This is a genomic window from Devosia sp. (assembly GCF_041917035.1).
Lineage (GTDB): Bacteria > Pseudomonadota > Alphaproteobacteria > Rhizobiales > Devosiaceae > Devosia_A.
Genome location: NZ_JAYRYM010000089.1, coordinates 1 through 14,031 on the forward strand (window position 1 = coordinate 1; position 14,031 = coordinate 14,031).

Genomic DNA, 14,031 nt, shown 5'->3' on the forward strand with positions numbered 1-14,031 from the left:
GCTTGACCAGTGCCAGGTCGATCCCCTCGAAGGCATCGAGGGCGGCGTCGAGCGCCGACATCGACAGGATCGGCGGCGTGCCGACCCGCATCGACCCGATCCCGGACGCCGGCCGATAGGTCGGCGCAAAGCTGAAAGGTGCCGCGTGCCCGAGCCAGCCCGAAAGTGGCTGACTGAGGCCATCGAGGTGGCGCGGCGCGGCATAGACGAACGCCGGCGCGCCTGGCCCGCCATTGAGGTACTTGTAGCCGCAGCCCACGGCGAAGTCCGCCCCGGCTGCCCCCAGCCATACCGGCAGGGCTCCGGCCGAGTGAGCCAGGTCCCACACCGTCAGGGCGCCGGCCGCGTGGGCGGCGGCGGTCAATGCCGCCATGTCGAGCCGCGCGCCGGTGCGGTAGTTGACCTCGGTCAGCAGCAGCACGGCGACGCTGTCGTCGAGCATGGCGGTCAGCGAGTCGGCATCCGCTTCTCGCAGTTCGTGCCCGCGCTCCAGCACTTGCGCGACACCCGCGGCAATGTAGCTGTCGGTGGGAAAGTTGCCCCGCTCGGTGAGGATCACCCGGCGGTCCGGGCGCAGCCTCAGCGCCGCGACCAGCACCTTGAACAGGTTGACCGAGGTCGAATCGGCAACCACGATCGTGCCGGGTTCCGCCCCGACGAGCCGCGCGATCCGATCGCCGAGGCGGGCCGGCAGGTCGATCCAGTCATGCGTGTTCCAGCTGCGGATGAGGCCATCGCCCCATTGCGTCGCCACTACCGCATCGACCCGCTCGCGGACGCCTCTCGGCAGGGCGCCGAGCGAGTTGCCGTCCATGTAGATCACACCATCGGGCAGGCTGAAGCGGGCCCGGGCGAAGGCGAGCGGATCGGTGCGATCGAGGTCGGCGGCACTGTTCATGCTGCTGCTACAGCACCCGCCGGCCCCGCTGTAAAGCGATAGCGATGTTCGCACGACCGCGTCCATTGCCGCTGGCGGTCCCTGGACGTCGCGAACGGGGCGAGCTACGACTTTAGTATCATTATTTTCTACGACTTTAGTCGAATACCCCGGCCTTGACGCGGCTCGCACCAGCGTCGAAGGTGCCGGCAACGACGCGGGATCACCGCGACCACGGGAGGAGAACCAGGATGGCCAGCGTAACCATCAACAAGGCCGGCAAGCACTATGGCGGCTTCGAAGCCCTCAAGGGTGTGTCCGTCGACATCAACGATGGCGAGTTCGTCGTCCTCGTCGGCCCGTCGGGCTGCGGCAAGTCGACCCTGCTGCGCATGATCGCCGGGCTCGAGGAGATCACCTCGGGCGAGATCGGCATCGGCAGCCGCGTCGTCAACGACCTGCCGCCCAAGGAACGCGACATCGCCATGGTGTTCCAGAACTACGCGCTCTACCCGCACATGACGGTGGCCCAGAACATGGGCTTCTCGCTCAAGCTCAAGGGCGTGCCGAAGAGCGAGATCAAGACCAAGGTCGATCGGGCCGCCCAGATCCTCGGCCTCGAGAACCTGCTCGATCGCCAGCCGCGCCAACTCTCGGGCGGCCAGCGCCAGCGCGTCGCCATGGGCCGCGCCATCGTGCGCGACCCGCAGGTCTTCCTGTTCGACGAGCCGCTGTCGAACCTCGATGCCAAGCTGCGCGTGCAGATGCGCTCCGAGATCAAGGAACTGCACCAGCGGCTGAAGACCACCACCATCTACGTCACCCACGACCAGGTCGAAGCCATGACCATGGCCGACAAGATCGTGGTGATGAAGGATGGCATCATCGAGCAGATCGGCACCCCGCTCGACCTCTACGACCGCCCGCAGAACACCTTCGTGGCCGGTTTCATCGGCTCGCCCTCGATGAACTTCATCTCGGGTGCCATGACCGCCGAGGGCTTCAGGACGCCCGACGGCATCGTGCTGCCGGTTGCCGACAAGAGCATTTCCGGTGCAACCACCTACGGCATTCGTCCCGAGCATCTGCATCTCGATCCCAACGGCATCGAGATCGAGGTCGTCGTGCTCGAGCCGACCGGCTCGGAGACCCAGGTCATCGGCCGACTGGGCAGCCAGTCGATCAACGGCATCTTCCGCGAGCGCATCAGCGCCGCCCCCGGTTCGAAGATCCGGGTGGCACCGGATCTCGCCGTGGTGCACCTGTTCGACAAGAACGGACAGCGCCTCAACTGACCGCACCGAACCGGATGCCTGCGCGGCTCTGCCGTGCGGGCATCGGTCGGCGGCGGGCGGGGTCCCGGCGCGGCGCCGCCGCGAGGGCGGCTACTTGATCTGGTCGGCCTCGAGCCATGCGGCTCGCAGCTTTTCGACGGTGAAGCCGGGGGCGCGGGCCGCCTTGAGGATCGGCTGCTCCTTGCGGATGACGATGTCGATCGCCGCCGGCAGTCGTTCGACGTGTTCGGCCGGAATCAGCACGCCGCCATGCCGATCGGCATGGATCAGGTCGTTGGGGCGCACGTTCAGCCCGAACACCGTCACCGGCACGTCGATCTCGGTCACATGGACGAAAGCGTGTGACGGTCCGACCGAACCGGCGATGACCTGGTAGCCGGGGTCCAGCATGCCCAGGTCCCTGAGCACGCCGTTGGTCAGCGTCCCGGCGACCCCCAGTCCCTTGTGCTGCGCCACCTGCATCTCACCCCAGAAGCCTCCGATGCAGTGCGGCCAGTCGGTATCCTCGATCACCATCACGTTGGGTCCCGGCCCGCTCACCGCATACTCGTAATATGCCATGCGCAGCGCCCGCACTTCTGCCGCCGGCTTCTGTGCCGGGGAGGAGGCCCGGATCCTCGCCGTCCGGGCGTAACCCACGATCGGCGGAAGGCCCGGATCGGCGGCGACCACCGGGCTCTTGGTGAAGCCTTCCGCCGTGCGCCCGCCCATCACATGCTCGAGCGCGTTGCAGATCGTCGGCGTATCGGTGCGGCGCAGCAGCGCCAGTGTTTCGACGGCAATCATGCAACGTTGCTCCTTTGCATGCCCACGGGGTGCGACAGGCTGCCGCGCTCCCGCGGCCAGCGAGGCGGGAAGGCCTTCAGTGCAGCTTCAAGCGATCGCTGACCAGGGAGGCGCCCTCGGCCAGCGACTTGAGCTTCAGCCAGACGATGGCACTGTCCACCGCGCCGAACCCGGCAAAGGTCGAGAACCCGCAATCGGTGCCGGCCATCACCCGGTCCGGGCCAACGATGTCGACGTAGTGCATCAGGCGCTCGGCGATAAGCTCGGGATGCTCCACGAAGTTGGTCGTCGAGTCGATGAGACCGGGGATCAGCACGTAGTCATCGGGCAGCTTGACCGATTTCCAGTCCACCCACTCATGCGCGTGCCGCGGATTGGCACCCTCGAAGAGTAGCGCCCTCGGTTTGGCGCGAAGCAGCGTCGGCAGGATCCGGCTGAGCGCGATGTCACAATTGTGCGGGCCCTCGTAATTTCCCCAGCACACGTGCATCCTCACCTTGTCGCCCGGTATGTTGCGCAGCGCGTGATTGAGTACTTCCACATGCTTCTCCGCCTCGCGGACGAAGCCGGCATCGTCGAGATCCTTGTACATCATGTGCCGCCCCAACCCCAGGTCGGGGCTGTCGAGCTGCAGAACGAACCCGGCGGCGACGATGCCTTCGTACTCGGCCCGCATGCCTTCGGCCACGGCCTCGAGATAGGCCTGCTGGGTCGGGTAGAACTCGTTGGGCTGGAACAGCGCAATGACACCTGGCGTCGCCGAGTTCATGAATCCCCTCTCGTAGCCGTTGGCGTCGAGAGCAGCCTGGAAGTTGCGCACGTCGTCACGCAGCGGCTCGAGCGTCTTGACGGCAATCTCGCCCACGCATTTCGGCCGCTTGTAGGTGGGCGTTCCACCCGAGCGGGCCTGGCGCTCGAGAAAGCTCGGCACCAGTTCGAGATCCTTGGGGGGACGACGGGAACTGTCCCCGGCAAACCCGGTCAACCGGTCCTTGATGTAGGTCGCGTAGCTGATCTTGCTCATCTCCCCGTCGGAGGGCAGGTCGACGCCGGCTTCCCGCTGCCTGGCGACGATGTCGCCGACCGCCGCGCCGACAATGCGGTTGAAGCCCTCCTCCTCGACCGGCACCCCCGCCTCGCGCGCAAACACCAGATCGGTGACCTGCTTGGAGCGCGGGAGCGACCCCACATGCGTGGTCCGGATGCGGCCGCCCATCACTCGGCCGCCACGCGGTTCTCGGCGAAAAGCGGCGCCGCCGGCGCCGCCGCACCTCGTATGACGAAGGCCACCGCATCGGCCGAAGCCGGGTTGCGGAAGGCGTGCATCAAGCCGACCGGCACGGTCAGCGTATCGCCCGCCCCCAGGATCAGGCTGCCGCCGTCCCAGCTGTATTCGAGCGTGCCCGACTGGACGAAGATGACCTCCTGTTCCGCGCGGGCATGCATCGGGATCTTCGCACCGGTGCTCAGCTTCAGGCGGCGCAGCGTGAAATCATGCCTCCAGTGCCCGCTGATCGGGCCGGCCCGGAAGCCGTCGCCGGCATCGACGTCGCCAATCACCGGCGCTTCTTCGACACCGGGACCGGCCAGCGGGCTGTCGGGATTGCCGGCGATCGCCTCACCCCGGATGGCGTATTTCATCAGTTCGCTCATCGGCGGCGTGGCCAGTTCCCTGAGCTTGTCGGCCGAGGGGGGCTGTTCCAGTTCCGCGCCTTCCGGCACCTTCTGGCCGAGCGTGGTGTCGATGAGCTTGCCGCCCTTGAGCAGCTTCAGGCCGTAGTCTTCCGCCAGTTTGAACACCGAGGGCGCCCACAGGACCTTTCCCGGATCATCGTGGCCGAGCACCACGAACAGGAACCCGGTGCCCTCGTCGAGCTTGGAGAAGCCCCGGAACATATGCGTCGGCACCGTCGCCACGTCACCCGGACCGGCGTCGATATAGCCATCGGTCTTGTCGGGCCCGAACAGGAACCGCCAGCGTCCCGTGTGCACCACGAATGTCTCGGCCGTCAGGTGGCTGTGCTGCGAGTTGGTGCAACCGAAAGGCTGGCGCGCCGCACCGACGTTGAAGCCATGCGCCTCGGGGATATGCACCACCTGTGCCGGGTTTTCGGACACGCCGGGCCCGATGATGGTGAAGTTCTCCTTCTGATCCGAGCCCGGGGTGCGGGCGTCGATGAAGGCGTTTCTCAGCCCCTTGAGGTCGGCATAGCGGACGAGGCGCTTTTCCATCGCCTCCTGGGTCCAAGTGGTCATCTGAAATCCCTTTCCATTTCTGGCTGCATTCGTATGCATAGCGCGCGCGACCGGTGCGGCGCCTACCTCTTGCTCTCCGGGCGGTAGAAGCGCCGGCCGTCGACCTCGACGATGCCCTCCGCGGGCAGGCGCGCCGAACTGCGCACCACCAGTTCCCCCGGGATGATCTTGTGCCGCGCCTCGATCTCACCGCTCTCGATCTGATCCATCAGGATGTCGACGGTCGCCTCGACCATCGCCGAGATCGGCTGCGTTACCGAAGTGATGCCGTAGGACTGCCAGCGCGCCGGGCCCACATCGTCATAGCCGACGATCGACAAATCCTCGGGGATCCTCAGCCCGAACTCGTAGCGGGCGACATCCATCACGGCGACGGCCATGTGGTCATTGGCAACGAACAGTGCCTCCGGTCGCTCTCGGAGCGCGAAGATCTCCCGCGCCGCCTTTTCGGCCTCGATGCGCGAGTAATTGCCCGTCCGCACCACAATGTCGTGGATGCCGGCCGTCGCCAGGGCATCCCTGAAGCCGGCAAGGCGATCGCGGTTGGTCGAGGAGTTTTCCAGTCCGGCTATGTAGCCGAAACTCCGGTGCCCGCCGGCGAGCAGGAACTCGCCCAGCTTCCGCCCGCCCTCCCGGTTCCGCGTGGTCACCGAGGAGGTCTCGTTGCGCTCGGTCGTGCGGTTGAACAGCACCACGGGAATGCCCGCGACGGTACATTCCTCGCTCAGTTCTGAACTCAGCGACGTCGAGGCAAGAATGATCCCGTCGACACGATACTGCATCAATTGGTCGAAGACGGGATCGCTGTCCCGGTCCTTGAAGCCGGTGAACAGCAAGACGTGGTAGTTCTCCGCCGCCAGCCGCCGGCCCAGTTCCTCGAGCACGTCGGGATAGAACAGGTTTTCGAGGTATGCCATGACTACGGCGATGATGCGCGAGCGGTTGGTGATCAGCGAGCGGGCGATGGCGTTGGGGCGATAGCCCAGCTCCTTGGCCGCCGCCAGCACCTTGGCGCGCGTCTTGGGCGAGATCGACGCTCCGGGCGTGAACGTGCGCGACACCGCCGACTGGCTGACACCGGCATGCTCGGCGACCTGGGAGGAGGTCACCGGCGACCGCTTGACTACTCCGCCGTCCATCCGCCATCCACCAGCAATGAGGATCCCGTCATCAGCGCCGCGGCATCGGAGGCGAGAAACACCACCGGCCCCATGATGTCCTCGACCTGTCCAAGCCGACCCAGCTTGATCTTGCCCAGCACCCAGGCTCGAAACTCAGGATCGCTGAGCCCCTTGCGGGTCAGCTCGGTCTCGATGAAGGTCGGGCAGATCGTGTTGACGCGAATATCGAGCGGAGCCAGTTCGATGGCCATGGCCTTGCTCAACCCTTCAACAGCAAACTTGCTGGCCGCATAGACGGCGCGTCGCGGGCCGGCGACGTGGCCCATCTGCGAGGAGATGTTGATGATCGAGCCGGGCCGGCCCGACAGGCTCAGACGCCGCGCCATGGCCTGGGAGACGAACAGTGTCGCCTTGAGGTTGATGTCGAGGACCGCGTGGTAGTCGGCCTCGACGACCTCTAGAAAGGGCGCATGCCGCGCTGCCCCGGCGCTGTTGACCAGGATGTCGAACGGCGGACGATCCGCGATGAATCGCTCGACCGCCGCCGTATCGGTCACGTCCAGCACGGCTCCGTCGGCCGCAAAGCCGGCATCGCGCATCGAGCCGGCGACATGTTCGACATCACGCAGCGTCCGGGCGGTGATGGTCACCGTGGCTCCTGCCTCGGCCAGTGCTACCGCCGCTCCCAGCCCGATGCCGCGCGTCCCCCCCGTGACGAGGGCGCGCTTGCCGTCGAGGCGGAAGCTGGGGGTGCGCGGCAGGCCCATGCTACTCGGCCGCCTGCCGCGGGCTGGCAGCGGTCGCGTACGGGATGTTGCGACCGCCGTACCGGCGGACCCGGATATTGGCCTGTTCGGCGTGGCCGGCGAACCCCTCCAGCATGCAGAGCCGGGAGGCATACTCCCCGACCATGGCGGACGCCTCGTCGGTCGCCACCTGCTGCCAGGTGCAGGTCTTGAGGAACTTGCCCACCCACAACCCCCCCGTGTAGCGCGCCGCCTTCATCGTGGGCAGCGTGTGATTGGTACCGATCACCTTGTCGCCATAGGCCACATTGGTCCGCGGCCCGAGGAACAGGGCGCCGTAGTTCCTCAAAGTGTCACGAAACCAGATGTCCCGGTCGGTCATCACCTGCACGTGCTCGGAGGCGATCCGGTCAGCGACCTCGACCATCTCGTCATATCCGTCGCAGACGATCACCTCACCGAAATCGGACCACGCCTTGCGCGCGATCTCCCCTGTCGGGAGTATGGCGAGCAGGCGCTCGACCTCGGCCATGGTATCGCGCGCCAGTGCCTCCGAATTGGTCAGCAGGATCGCGGGGGAGGTCGGTCCGTGCTCGGCCTGACCAAGCAGGTCGGTCGCGCACAATTCGCCGTCCACCGTCGCGTCGGCGATTACCAGTGTTTCAGTCGGCCCGGCGAACAGATCGATCCCGACCCGGCCGTAGAGCTGGCGCTTGGCCTCGGCGACGAAGGCGTTGCCCGGCCCGACGAGCATGTCGACCGGCCGGATACTCTCGGTCCCGATCGCCATCGCGCCGATCGCCTGGATGCCACCGAGCACGTAGATTTCGTCAGCCCCGGCCATGTGCTGGGCGGCGACGATCGCCGGCGCCGGCCTGCCGTGAAACGGTGGCGCGGCGGTGATGACCCGGTCGCAGCCCGCCACCTTGGCGGTCAGCACCGACATATGGGCGGAGGCGAGCAGTGGGTACTTGCCACCCGGCACGTAGCAGCCGACCGAAGCGATCGGAACATGCTTGTGACCCAGGGTGACACCGGGCAGCGTCTCGACGGCCAGTTCCCGCATCGAGTCCTTCTGCGCCTGCGCGAAATTACGCACCTGCGTCTGGGCGAAGGCAATGTCACTCAGGTCCTGGTCCGACAATTGCGCCAGGCAGGCGTCGATCTCGGCGGGCGACAGGCGGAAGTCGGGCCGTTCCCAGCCGTCGAACTTGCGGCTCAACTCGCGCACCGCCTCGTCGCCCCGGGCTTCGATGTCCGCAAGAATGGTCTCGACGGTTTGCCGGACCTGTCGGTTTGCCTCGGCGCGTTCCTCGACCGTCCTGCTCTGCTTCAGCCACCGCGCCATTGACGACTCCCGAATATGTTTCCGCTGGGTGTAGTGCCTTGCATACGTATGCAATCATGAAAATGCGTTTGTGTAAAGGCAACTTACGTAGAAGCGGTCCCCTGCCCTGCTGCACCCGGATACGGCGGGCGCTGGGTAGAGTGATCAGTTGCCGCCTCGAAGGCGTCGCCGATCTGGCAGATGCGCGCCTCGCCGTAATGCGGCCCGATGAGCTGCATGCCGAGCGGCAGACCCTCGTGGAACCCCGCCGGCAGGGCCAGCACCGGATGCCCCGAGATATTGAACGGGATGGTGCGCATGGGAGTCCAGACCGACCCCTTGCCGAACAGCGCGACCGGCAGTGCCGGGGTCAGCGTGCCGACGGTGAGCACCGCATCGAAGCGGCTGAAGACGTCGCGGTCGAGCCGGCCGCGGAACGCGGCGCCGGCCCGCAGGGCCTCGGCATACTCGGCATCGGTCAGCGCGGCGCCGGCAACGATGGACTGGAACGTCTTGCGCCCGAAGCCCTCCGGATGCGCCGCAAGTTCGGCGGCGTGGCCCTTGAAGCCTTCGTAGTGCAGCACGGCGGCGGCCGCAACCTCGATGGCGGAATAGTCCGGCAGATCGACTTCTTCGACGTGCGCGCCCAGTTCGCTCAAGGTAGAGGCGGCCGCGTCGATGGCCTCGACGACGGCAGGATGCGCCTGGGCGTCGCCGGCAAACCAGGAGCGGGCATAGCCGATGCGGAGGCCGGTTATGGGTTGGCCGAGATGCCGGGTGGCCACACGGTCGTCGACCCGCCCGGAAATGATGTCGAGCGTCAGCGCTGCCTCGGCGCTGCTGGCCGCCATGGGGCCGACATGGTCCATGCTGGGCGACATGCCGAGCGTGCCATCGGTGGGCACGAGGCCCAGCGTCGGCTTCAACCCGACGATGCCGCAATAGGAGGCGGGGCCTCGCACCGAACCGCCGGTGTCGGTGCCGATGGTGGTGCGCAGGAGACCTCCCGCGACCGCCACGGCGCAGCCGGAGGATGAGCCGCCGGTGATGTGCTCGAGGCTCCAGGGATTGCGCGCCGGCGGAAACAGCGTGTCATAGGCGGGCCCGACGGTGCCCCACTCATAGGTCGCGAGCTTGGCCACGATGACGGCACCGGCCTCGACCAGTCGGTCGACCACGGTGGCGTTGGCGGAGGGCACGTTGTGTTGGCGGCTGCGCGACCCGGCGGTAGTGGGTACACCCGCGACATCGATCATGTCCTTGAGGCCCACAGGAATGCCGTGGAGGGGACTGCGATCGAGGCCGGACGCGAGCTCCTCGTCGGCGCGGCGGGCATCGGCGAGCGCTCGCTCGGTGAGCACGCGATAGATGGCGTGGTACGCTGGGTCGCGTTCGGCGATCCGGTCGAGCACGGCACGCGTCAGCGCGACCGAGGTGAGGGACCCCTCACGCAGGCGGTTGCCGGCCTCGAGGATGGAGAGGTCGGCCGGGTTGGCGCCGCCCTCCCCCGTGACCGGCAGGCGTTCGGGGAGAGCGGAAATGCCGGCATTGAGCCACTGGGCAAGGCCGAAGACGCTGTCGGCCTCCTCGGCGGAGAGCGTCAGGCCCTGTTCGGCGATACGATGATCGAATTCGGCGCGGCTGAGGCCGGCATGCGTCCCGTTCATGGGCCGCTCCTTACAGGAGTCGCGTGCCGCTGGCACGGTCAAAGAGGTGACAGGCCGCGGCGGGGATGCGGACCCGGGCCACGTCGCCGATCTCGGCCCGGTAGTCCTTGCCGGTCTTGATCGACACCAGGTCGCCACCGACCCGCATCGAGATCATCGTCGCCTCGCCGAGAAGCTCGACCGTGTAGATCGGCGCCACCGCCTCTCCGCCATCCCCGACGACTGTCGCATCCTCGGCACGAAAACCCAGGGTCACCGGGCCGCGCGCATCGCGCGTCAGGCCCTCGACCGCGAGGTTCTCGCCGCGAAAGACGCCGTCGGCAATCTCGCCATTGACGAGGTTCATGGCCGGAGAACCGATGAATCCGGCGACGAACGTGTTGGCCGGCTTGTCGTAGATTTCCATAGGCGTGCCGACCTGCTGTACGACGCCACGGCTCATCACCACGACCCGGTCGGCAAGCGTCATCGCCTCGATCTGGTCGTGCGTGACATAGATCGTCGTGGTCTTGAGCGTGTGGTGCAGGTTCTTGATCTGGGCCCGCGTCGAGACGCGCAGCTTGGCATCGAGGTTGGAAAGCGGTTCGTCCATCAGGAAGGCATTGGGCTCCCGCACGATGGCACGCGCCAGCGCCACGCGTTGCCGTTGCCCGCCGGACAGCGCCGCCGGCCGGCGCTGCAGGTACTCGCCGAGTTCGACCATGGCCGCCGCCTTCATGACGCGCTCGTGGTGCTGCTCCTTGGGGACCTTGCGAACCTTCAGGGGAAACCGGATGTTCTCGTATACGGTCATGTTCGGATAGAGACCGTAGCTCTGGAACACCATCGAGATGTCGCGGTCCTTCGGTTCGAGGGTGTTGACCACCCGATCGCCGATCCTGATCTCGCCCGAACTGATGTCCTCGAGTCCGGCGATCATCCGCATGGTCGTGGTCTTGCCGCAGCCCGAGGGGCCGAGCAGCACCAGGAACTCGCGGTCGGCGATGTCGAGCGAGAGATTGTCGACGGCAACGAAATTGTGCCAGCGCCGGGTGACGTTGCTAAGCTGGATGCGCGCCATGGCGTGTCCCTTACCCCTTCACCGCGCCGGCGGTGAGCCCCGATACGATCTGGCGCTGGAAGAACAGCACCAGGATGAACAGCGGCACCGTGGCCGAGACCACCGCCGCCACCGCGTACATGACATTGCCCGCATCGTTGATCGATCCGAGGAAGCTCGAGATCTTCGGGATCATCGTCTGGTTGTTCTGGTTGAGCAGCATGGCCGTCACGGCGAAATCGTTGTAGCCGAGCAGGAAACTGAACAAGCCCGTGGTGATCACCCCCGGCCACATCACCGGGATCACCACCCGGCGGAAGGCCTCGAAGCGTGAACAGCCGTCGACCATCGCGCTTTCGTCGAGGTCCTTGGGGATCGACAGGAAGAACGAGTGCAGCATCCACAGCGTGAAGGGCTGGTTGATGGCCACGAGGACGATGATGGCCGTCGGCAGGTGTCCCCAGATGTTGAGTTCGAAGAAGGGGAGCATGTAGCCCGAGACCAGGGTGATGTGCGGCATGGCGCGAAACACCAGGGCCGCAATCAGAATCCAGAAGGCGTAGCGGTGTCCGGAGCGTGCCAGCGCATAGCCGCCAAGGGTGCCCAGGGTCAGGGAGATAAGGGTGACGCTTACCGTGACGATCAGCGTGTTGGTCGCCGATTTCCAGAACTCGTTGGTGACCCAGGCGCCCTGGTACCCGTCCGCGGTGAACTGACCACCGGTCTCGAGTTGCGTTCTTGCCCCGAAGATGGCGTTCCAGAAGCTCTCGCGGGAGAAGAAATCGGACTCGACCTTGAACGAACCCCAGACCGTCCAGAGGAAGGGAAAGGCGGCGAGGAACAGCCAGAAGACCACGAACACGGTGGCGACAATGTTGAGCTGCAACGGGCGGCGCGTGGCGACGGACATCTGCGCTCCTTCAGCTCTTGCGGGCAAATTCGCGCCAGGTGCGGATCAGCACCGGCATCAGCAGGATCACCACCCCCACGATGGTTAGCATCGAGGTCGCGCCGGCCGAGCCGTATAGTTGCGCGTTCTGGTTCCTCAGGTCGTTGAAGATCGAAAAGCTCAGCGACGTGGCATTGGCCTGCGCCGAGAACCCGACGATCGGCTCGAACACGCGGAAATTGTCCATCAGTTGCACCAGCGCGATGAAGGTGGCGAGTGGTGCAAGGTGCGGCATCACCACGTATCGGATGCGCTCCCAGCGGCTGGCCCCGTCGATCATGGCACTCTCCAGCGTGTCGCCGGGCACCGTCTGCAGCCCGGCGTAGAACACCACGAAGCTGAACGGCGCATTGGTCCAGATGCCGTAGACAAGCAGCGTGACCCAGGTCAGCACCGGCGAAGCCTTCAGCGACAGCGTCGGATCGCCGAACACGGCCTGCAGCGTCGCCCCGATGATCCCCTCCGAATTGATCATCCAGAACAGGATCAGCGAACCGATCAGCGGGGTGATGATCATCGGCAGCAGCGAGAAGAAGATCACCGGGCCCTTGAGCAGCGCCGGGACCATGTTGACCGACAGCGCGATGACAAAGCCGAGCACCATCGCCAGCGGCGTCACGACAAAGGTGTAGGCCAGCGTGAACGCCAGAGCGCGGTAGAATGGCAGATCGTAGATGCGGGCCGCGATATCGCCCGGCCCGTCATTGCCGGCGAGGATTTCCGCGATCTCGCCGACGGCCAGGTGGGCGCGATTGAGATACGTGCCGAGCCCGTTGAACTGCCCCAGCGGCCGCTCCTCTTTGAGCTTCGCCACAGCCTCGCTGTCGACCCGCGTTTCCGTGGTGCAGCCACCAAGGGGCTGGCAGGTCTCGGTCGTGATCAGCACCTTGGGGTGCTCGACAAACAGCGACTGGACGGCAACCGAGACGATGGGCAGCGCGATGAACAGCAGCATAGCGATGACGGACGGCAGGATGAAGGCGAGGAATGTCTTGTGCGGCACCTGCGGTCCCCGGCCTGAAAATCGACTAAGAACTGGCAGGGGCCGGAGCGGCGGACCGCCCCGACCCCAGGGAGGAGACTAGAGGAAACCGCCCTCCTTGGCGGCAGCCGAATAGGCGGCCTCGACATCGGCCAGGGCCTTGGCCGCGTCTTCCTTGCCCGCCACGAAATCGGCAAGCTCGGTCGACAGCGCCGTGTGCAGCAGCCCCATGAACGGGGTCATCGGATAGGCGCGGGCACCGCCGTTGGCGTTGGCGATCACGCCCACCGCCGCCGGGCCCGGCTCGTAGCCCTTGACCAGCCAGGTCGCCGCATTCGGATTGGCCGCGACCATTGCCGGGCTGATGCCGTGCACCATTGCGGCGAACGATGCCTCGGCGTCGGCGTCCGAGATGTTCTTGGCGATCGTGAAGCCATCCCACCACAGCGCGGCCGCCGGAATGCTGCCTCCGCCAAAGGTCGGGGCCGCAGCGAGAATAGTGTTCTCGACCACGCCGGCGGCGGACCCTTCGCCATCGAGGATGGCGCCGCCGATGGAGCCCCACTCGTTCATGATGGCGACATTGCCGGCCTCATACTCCTTCTGGATCTCGCCTGCGTCGAACGTCAGGTAGTCGGGATCCATGAAGGCGATCTGGGCCCGCATCAGCTCGAGCACCTTGAGACCGTTGTCGTTGTTGATGGCGAGCTTGGCGCTGCCCGGCTCGAAGAACTCCGCACCGGTCGCGAGGTAGTCGTTGACGAACTCGGCAGCGAGGTCCCAGCCCGGCTTCACGCTGGCGGCCAGCGGATACTCCATCAGGCCGGCCTCTTTGATCTTGGCGGCGGCCGCGAGCACATCGTCGTACGTCTTGGGGGCCTCGACGCCGGCCTTTTCGAGGATGTCCTTGCGGTAGAACAGATGCTGGCCGTTGCCCATGAAGGCAATCGCCATCACCTTGCCGTCGATCTTGATCAGCTGGTTGG

13 protein-coding genes are annotated in these 14,031 nt (G+C 66.1%); 1 reads left to right on the top strand and 12 read right to left on the bottom strand.

The genetic code is table 11. From position 1 onward, the window contains the following. Window positions 1-898: aminotransferase class V-fold PLP-dependent enzyme (locus tag ACE3TU_RS10970; protein WP_374624020.1), on the bottom strand; the 898-nt coding region annotated here is incomplete at its 3' end. A 230-nt stretch (window positions 899-1,128) separates the two neighbouring features. On the opposite strand from ACE3TU_RS10970, the gene ACE3TU_RS10975 reads away from it, so the two are divergent. Continuing rightward, complete coding sequence (locus tag ACE3TU_RS10975) at window positions 1,129-2,172, top strand: ABC transporter ATP-binding protein (RefSeq protein WP_374624023.1); 1,044 nt, start codon at window positions 1,129-1,131, stop codon at window positions 2,170-2,172. Between the two features lie 90 nt (window positions 2,173-2,262). Here the strand turns inward: ACE3TU_RS10975 and ACE3TU_RS10980 are convergent, their stop codons facing one another. The 11 genes from ACE3TU_RS10980 to ACE3TU_RS11030 all read right to left on the bottom strand — a co-directional run. Further along, window positions 2,263-2,958, bottom strand: coding sequence for an RraA family protein (locus tag ACE3TU_RS10980; RefSeq protein WP_374624025.1), 696 nt, complete (start codon window positions 2,956-2,958; stop codon window positions 2,263-2,265). Window positions 2,959-3,034: 76 nt separating this feature from the next. Continuing rightward, the gene (locus tag ACE3TU_RS10985) at window positions 3,035-4,174 is read right to left on the bottom strand and encodes a cobalamin-independent methionine synthase II family protein (protein WP_374624028.1); all 1,140 of its coding nucleotides are present in this window, start codon (window positions 4,172-4,174) and stop codon (window positions 3,035-3,037) included. Further along, window positions 4,174-5,214 carry a cupin domain-containing protein gene (locus ACE3TU_RS10990; protein ID WP_374624031.1) on the bottom strand — a complete coding sequence of 347 codons (1,041 nt, stop codon included), beginning with the start codon at window positions 5,212-5,214 and terminating at the stop codon, window positions 4,174-4,176. Before ACE3TU_RS10990 ends, ACE3TU_RS10985 begins: the two co-directional genes overlap by 1 nt. 62 nt (window positions 5,215-5,276) lie before the next feature. Continuing rightward, window positions 5,277-6,353 (bottom strand): LacI family DNA-binding transcriptional regulator, encoded by a 1,077-nt coding sequence (locus ACE3TU_RS10995; RefSeq protein ID WP_374624034.1) that lies wholly within the window; start codon window positions 6,351-6,353, stop codon window positions 5,277-5,279. After that, window positions 6,338-7,102, bottom strand: coding sequence for an SDR family NAD(P)-dependent oxidoreductase (locus ACE3TU_RS11000; protein WP_374624037.1), 765 nt, complete (start codon window positions 7,100-7,102; stop codon window positions 6,338-6,340). Before ACE3TU_RS11000 ends, ACE3TU_RS10995 begins: the two co-directional genes overlap by 16 nt. 1 nt (window position 7,103) lies before the next feature. Further along, the gene (gene hisD / locus ACE3TU_RS11005; protein WP_374624040.1) at window positions 7,104-8,429 is read right to left on the bottom strand and encodes a histidinol dehydrogenase; all 1,326 of its coding nucleotides are present in this window, start codon (window positions 8,427-8,429) and stop codon (window positions 7,104-7,106) included. Between the two features lie 83 nt (window positions 8,430-8,512). Beyond that, window positions 8,513-10,075, bottom strand: a complete 1,563-nt coding sequence (locus ACE3TU_RS11010; protein ID WP_374624043.1) for an amidase — start codon at window positions 10,073-10,075, stop codon at window positions 8,513-8,515. Window positions 10,076-10,085: 10 nt separating this feature from the next. Continuing rightward, window positions 10,086-11,135, bottom strand: coding sequence for an ABC transporter ATP-binding protein (locus ACE3TU_RS11015; protein ID WP_374624046.1), 1,050 nt, complete (start codon window positions 11,133-11,135; stop codon window positions 10,086-10,088). A 10-nt stretch (window positions 11,136-11,145) separates the two neighbouring features. Beyond that, window positions 11,146-12,024, bottom strand: a complete 879-nt coding sequence (locus tag ACE3TU_RS11020) for a carbohydrate ABC transporter permease (RefSeq protein WP_374624049.1) — start codon at window positions 12,022-12,024, stop codon at window positions 11,146-11,148. 10 nt (window positions 12,025-12,034) lie between these two features. Continuing rightward, complete coding sequence (locus ACE3TU_RS11025) at window positions 12,035-13,066, bottom strand: carbohydrate ABC transporter permease (RefSeq protein WP_374624052.1); 1,032 nt, start codon at window positions 13,064-13,066, stop codon at window positions 12,035-12,037. Between the two features lie 78 nt (window positions 13,067-13,144). Further along, on the bottom strand, window positions 13,145-14,031 hold an 887-nt coding region (locus ACE3TU_RS11030), incomplete at its 5' end, for an ABC transporter substrate-binding protein (protein ID WP_374624055.1).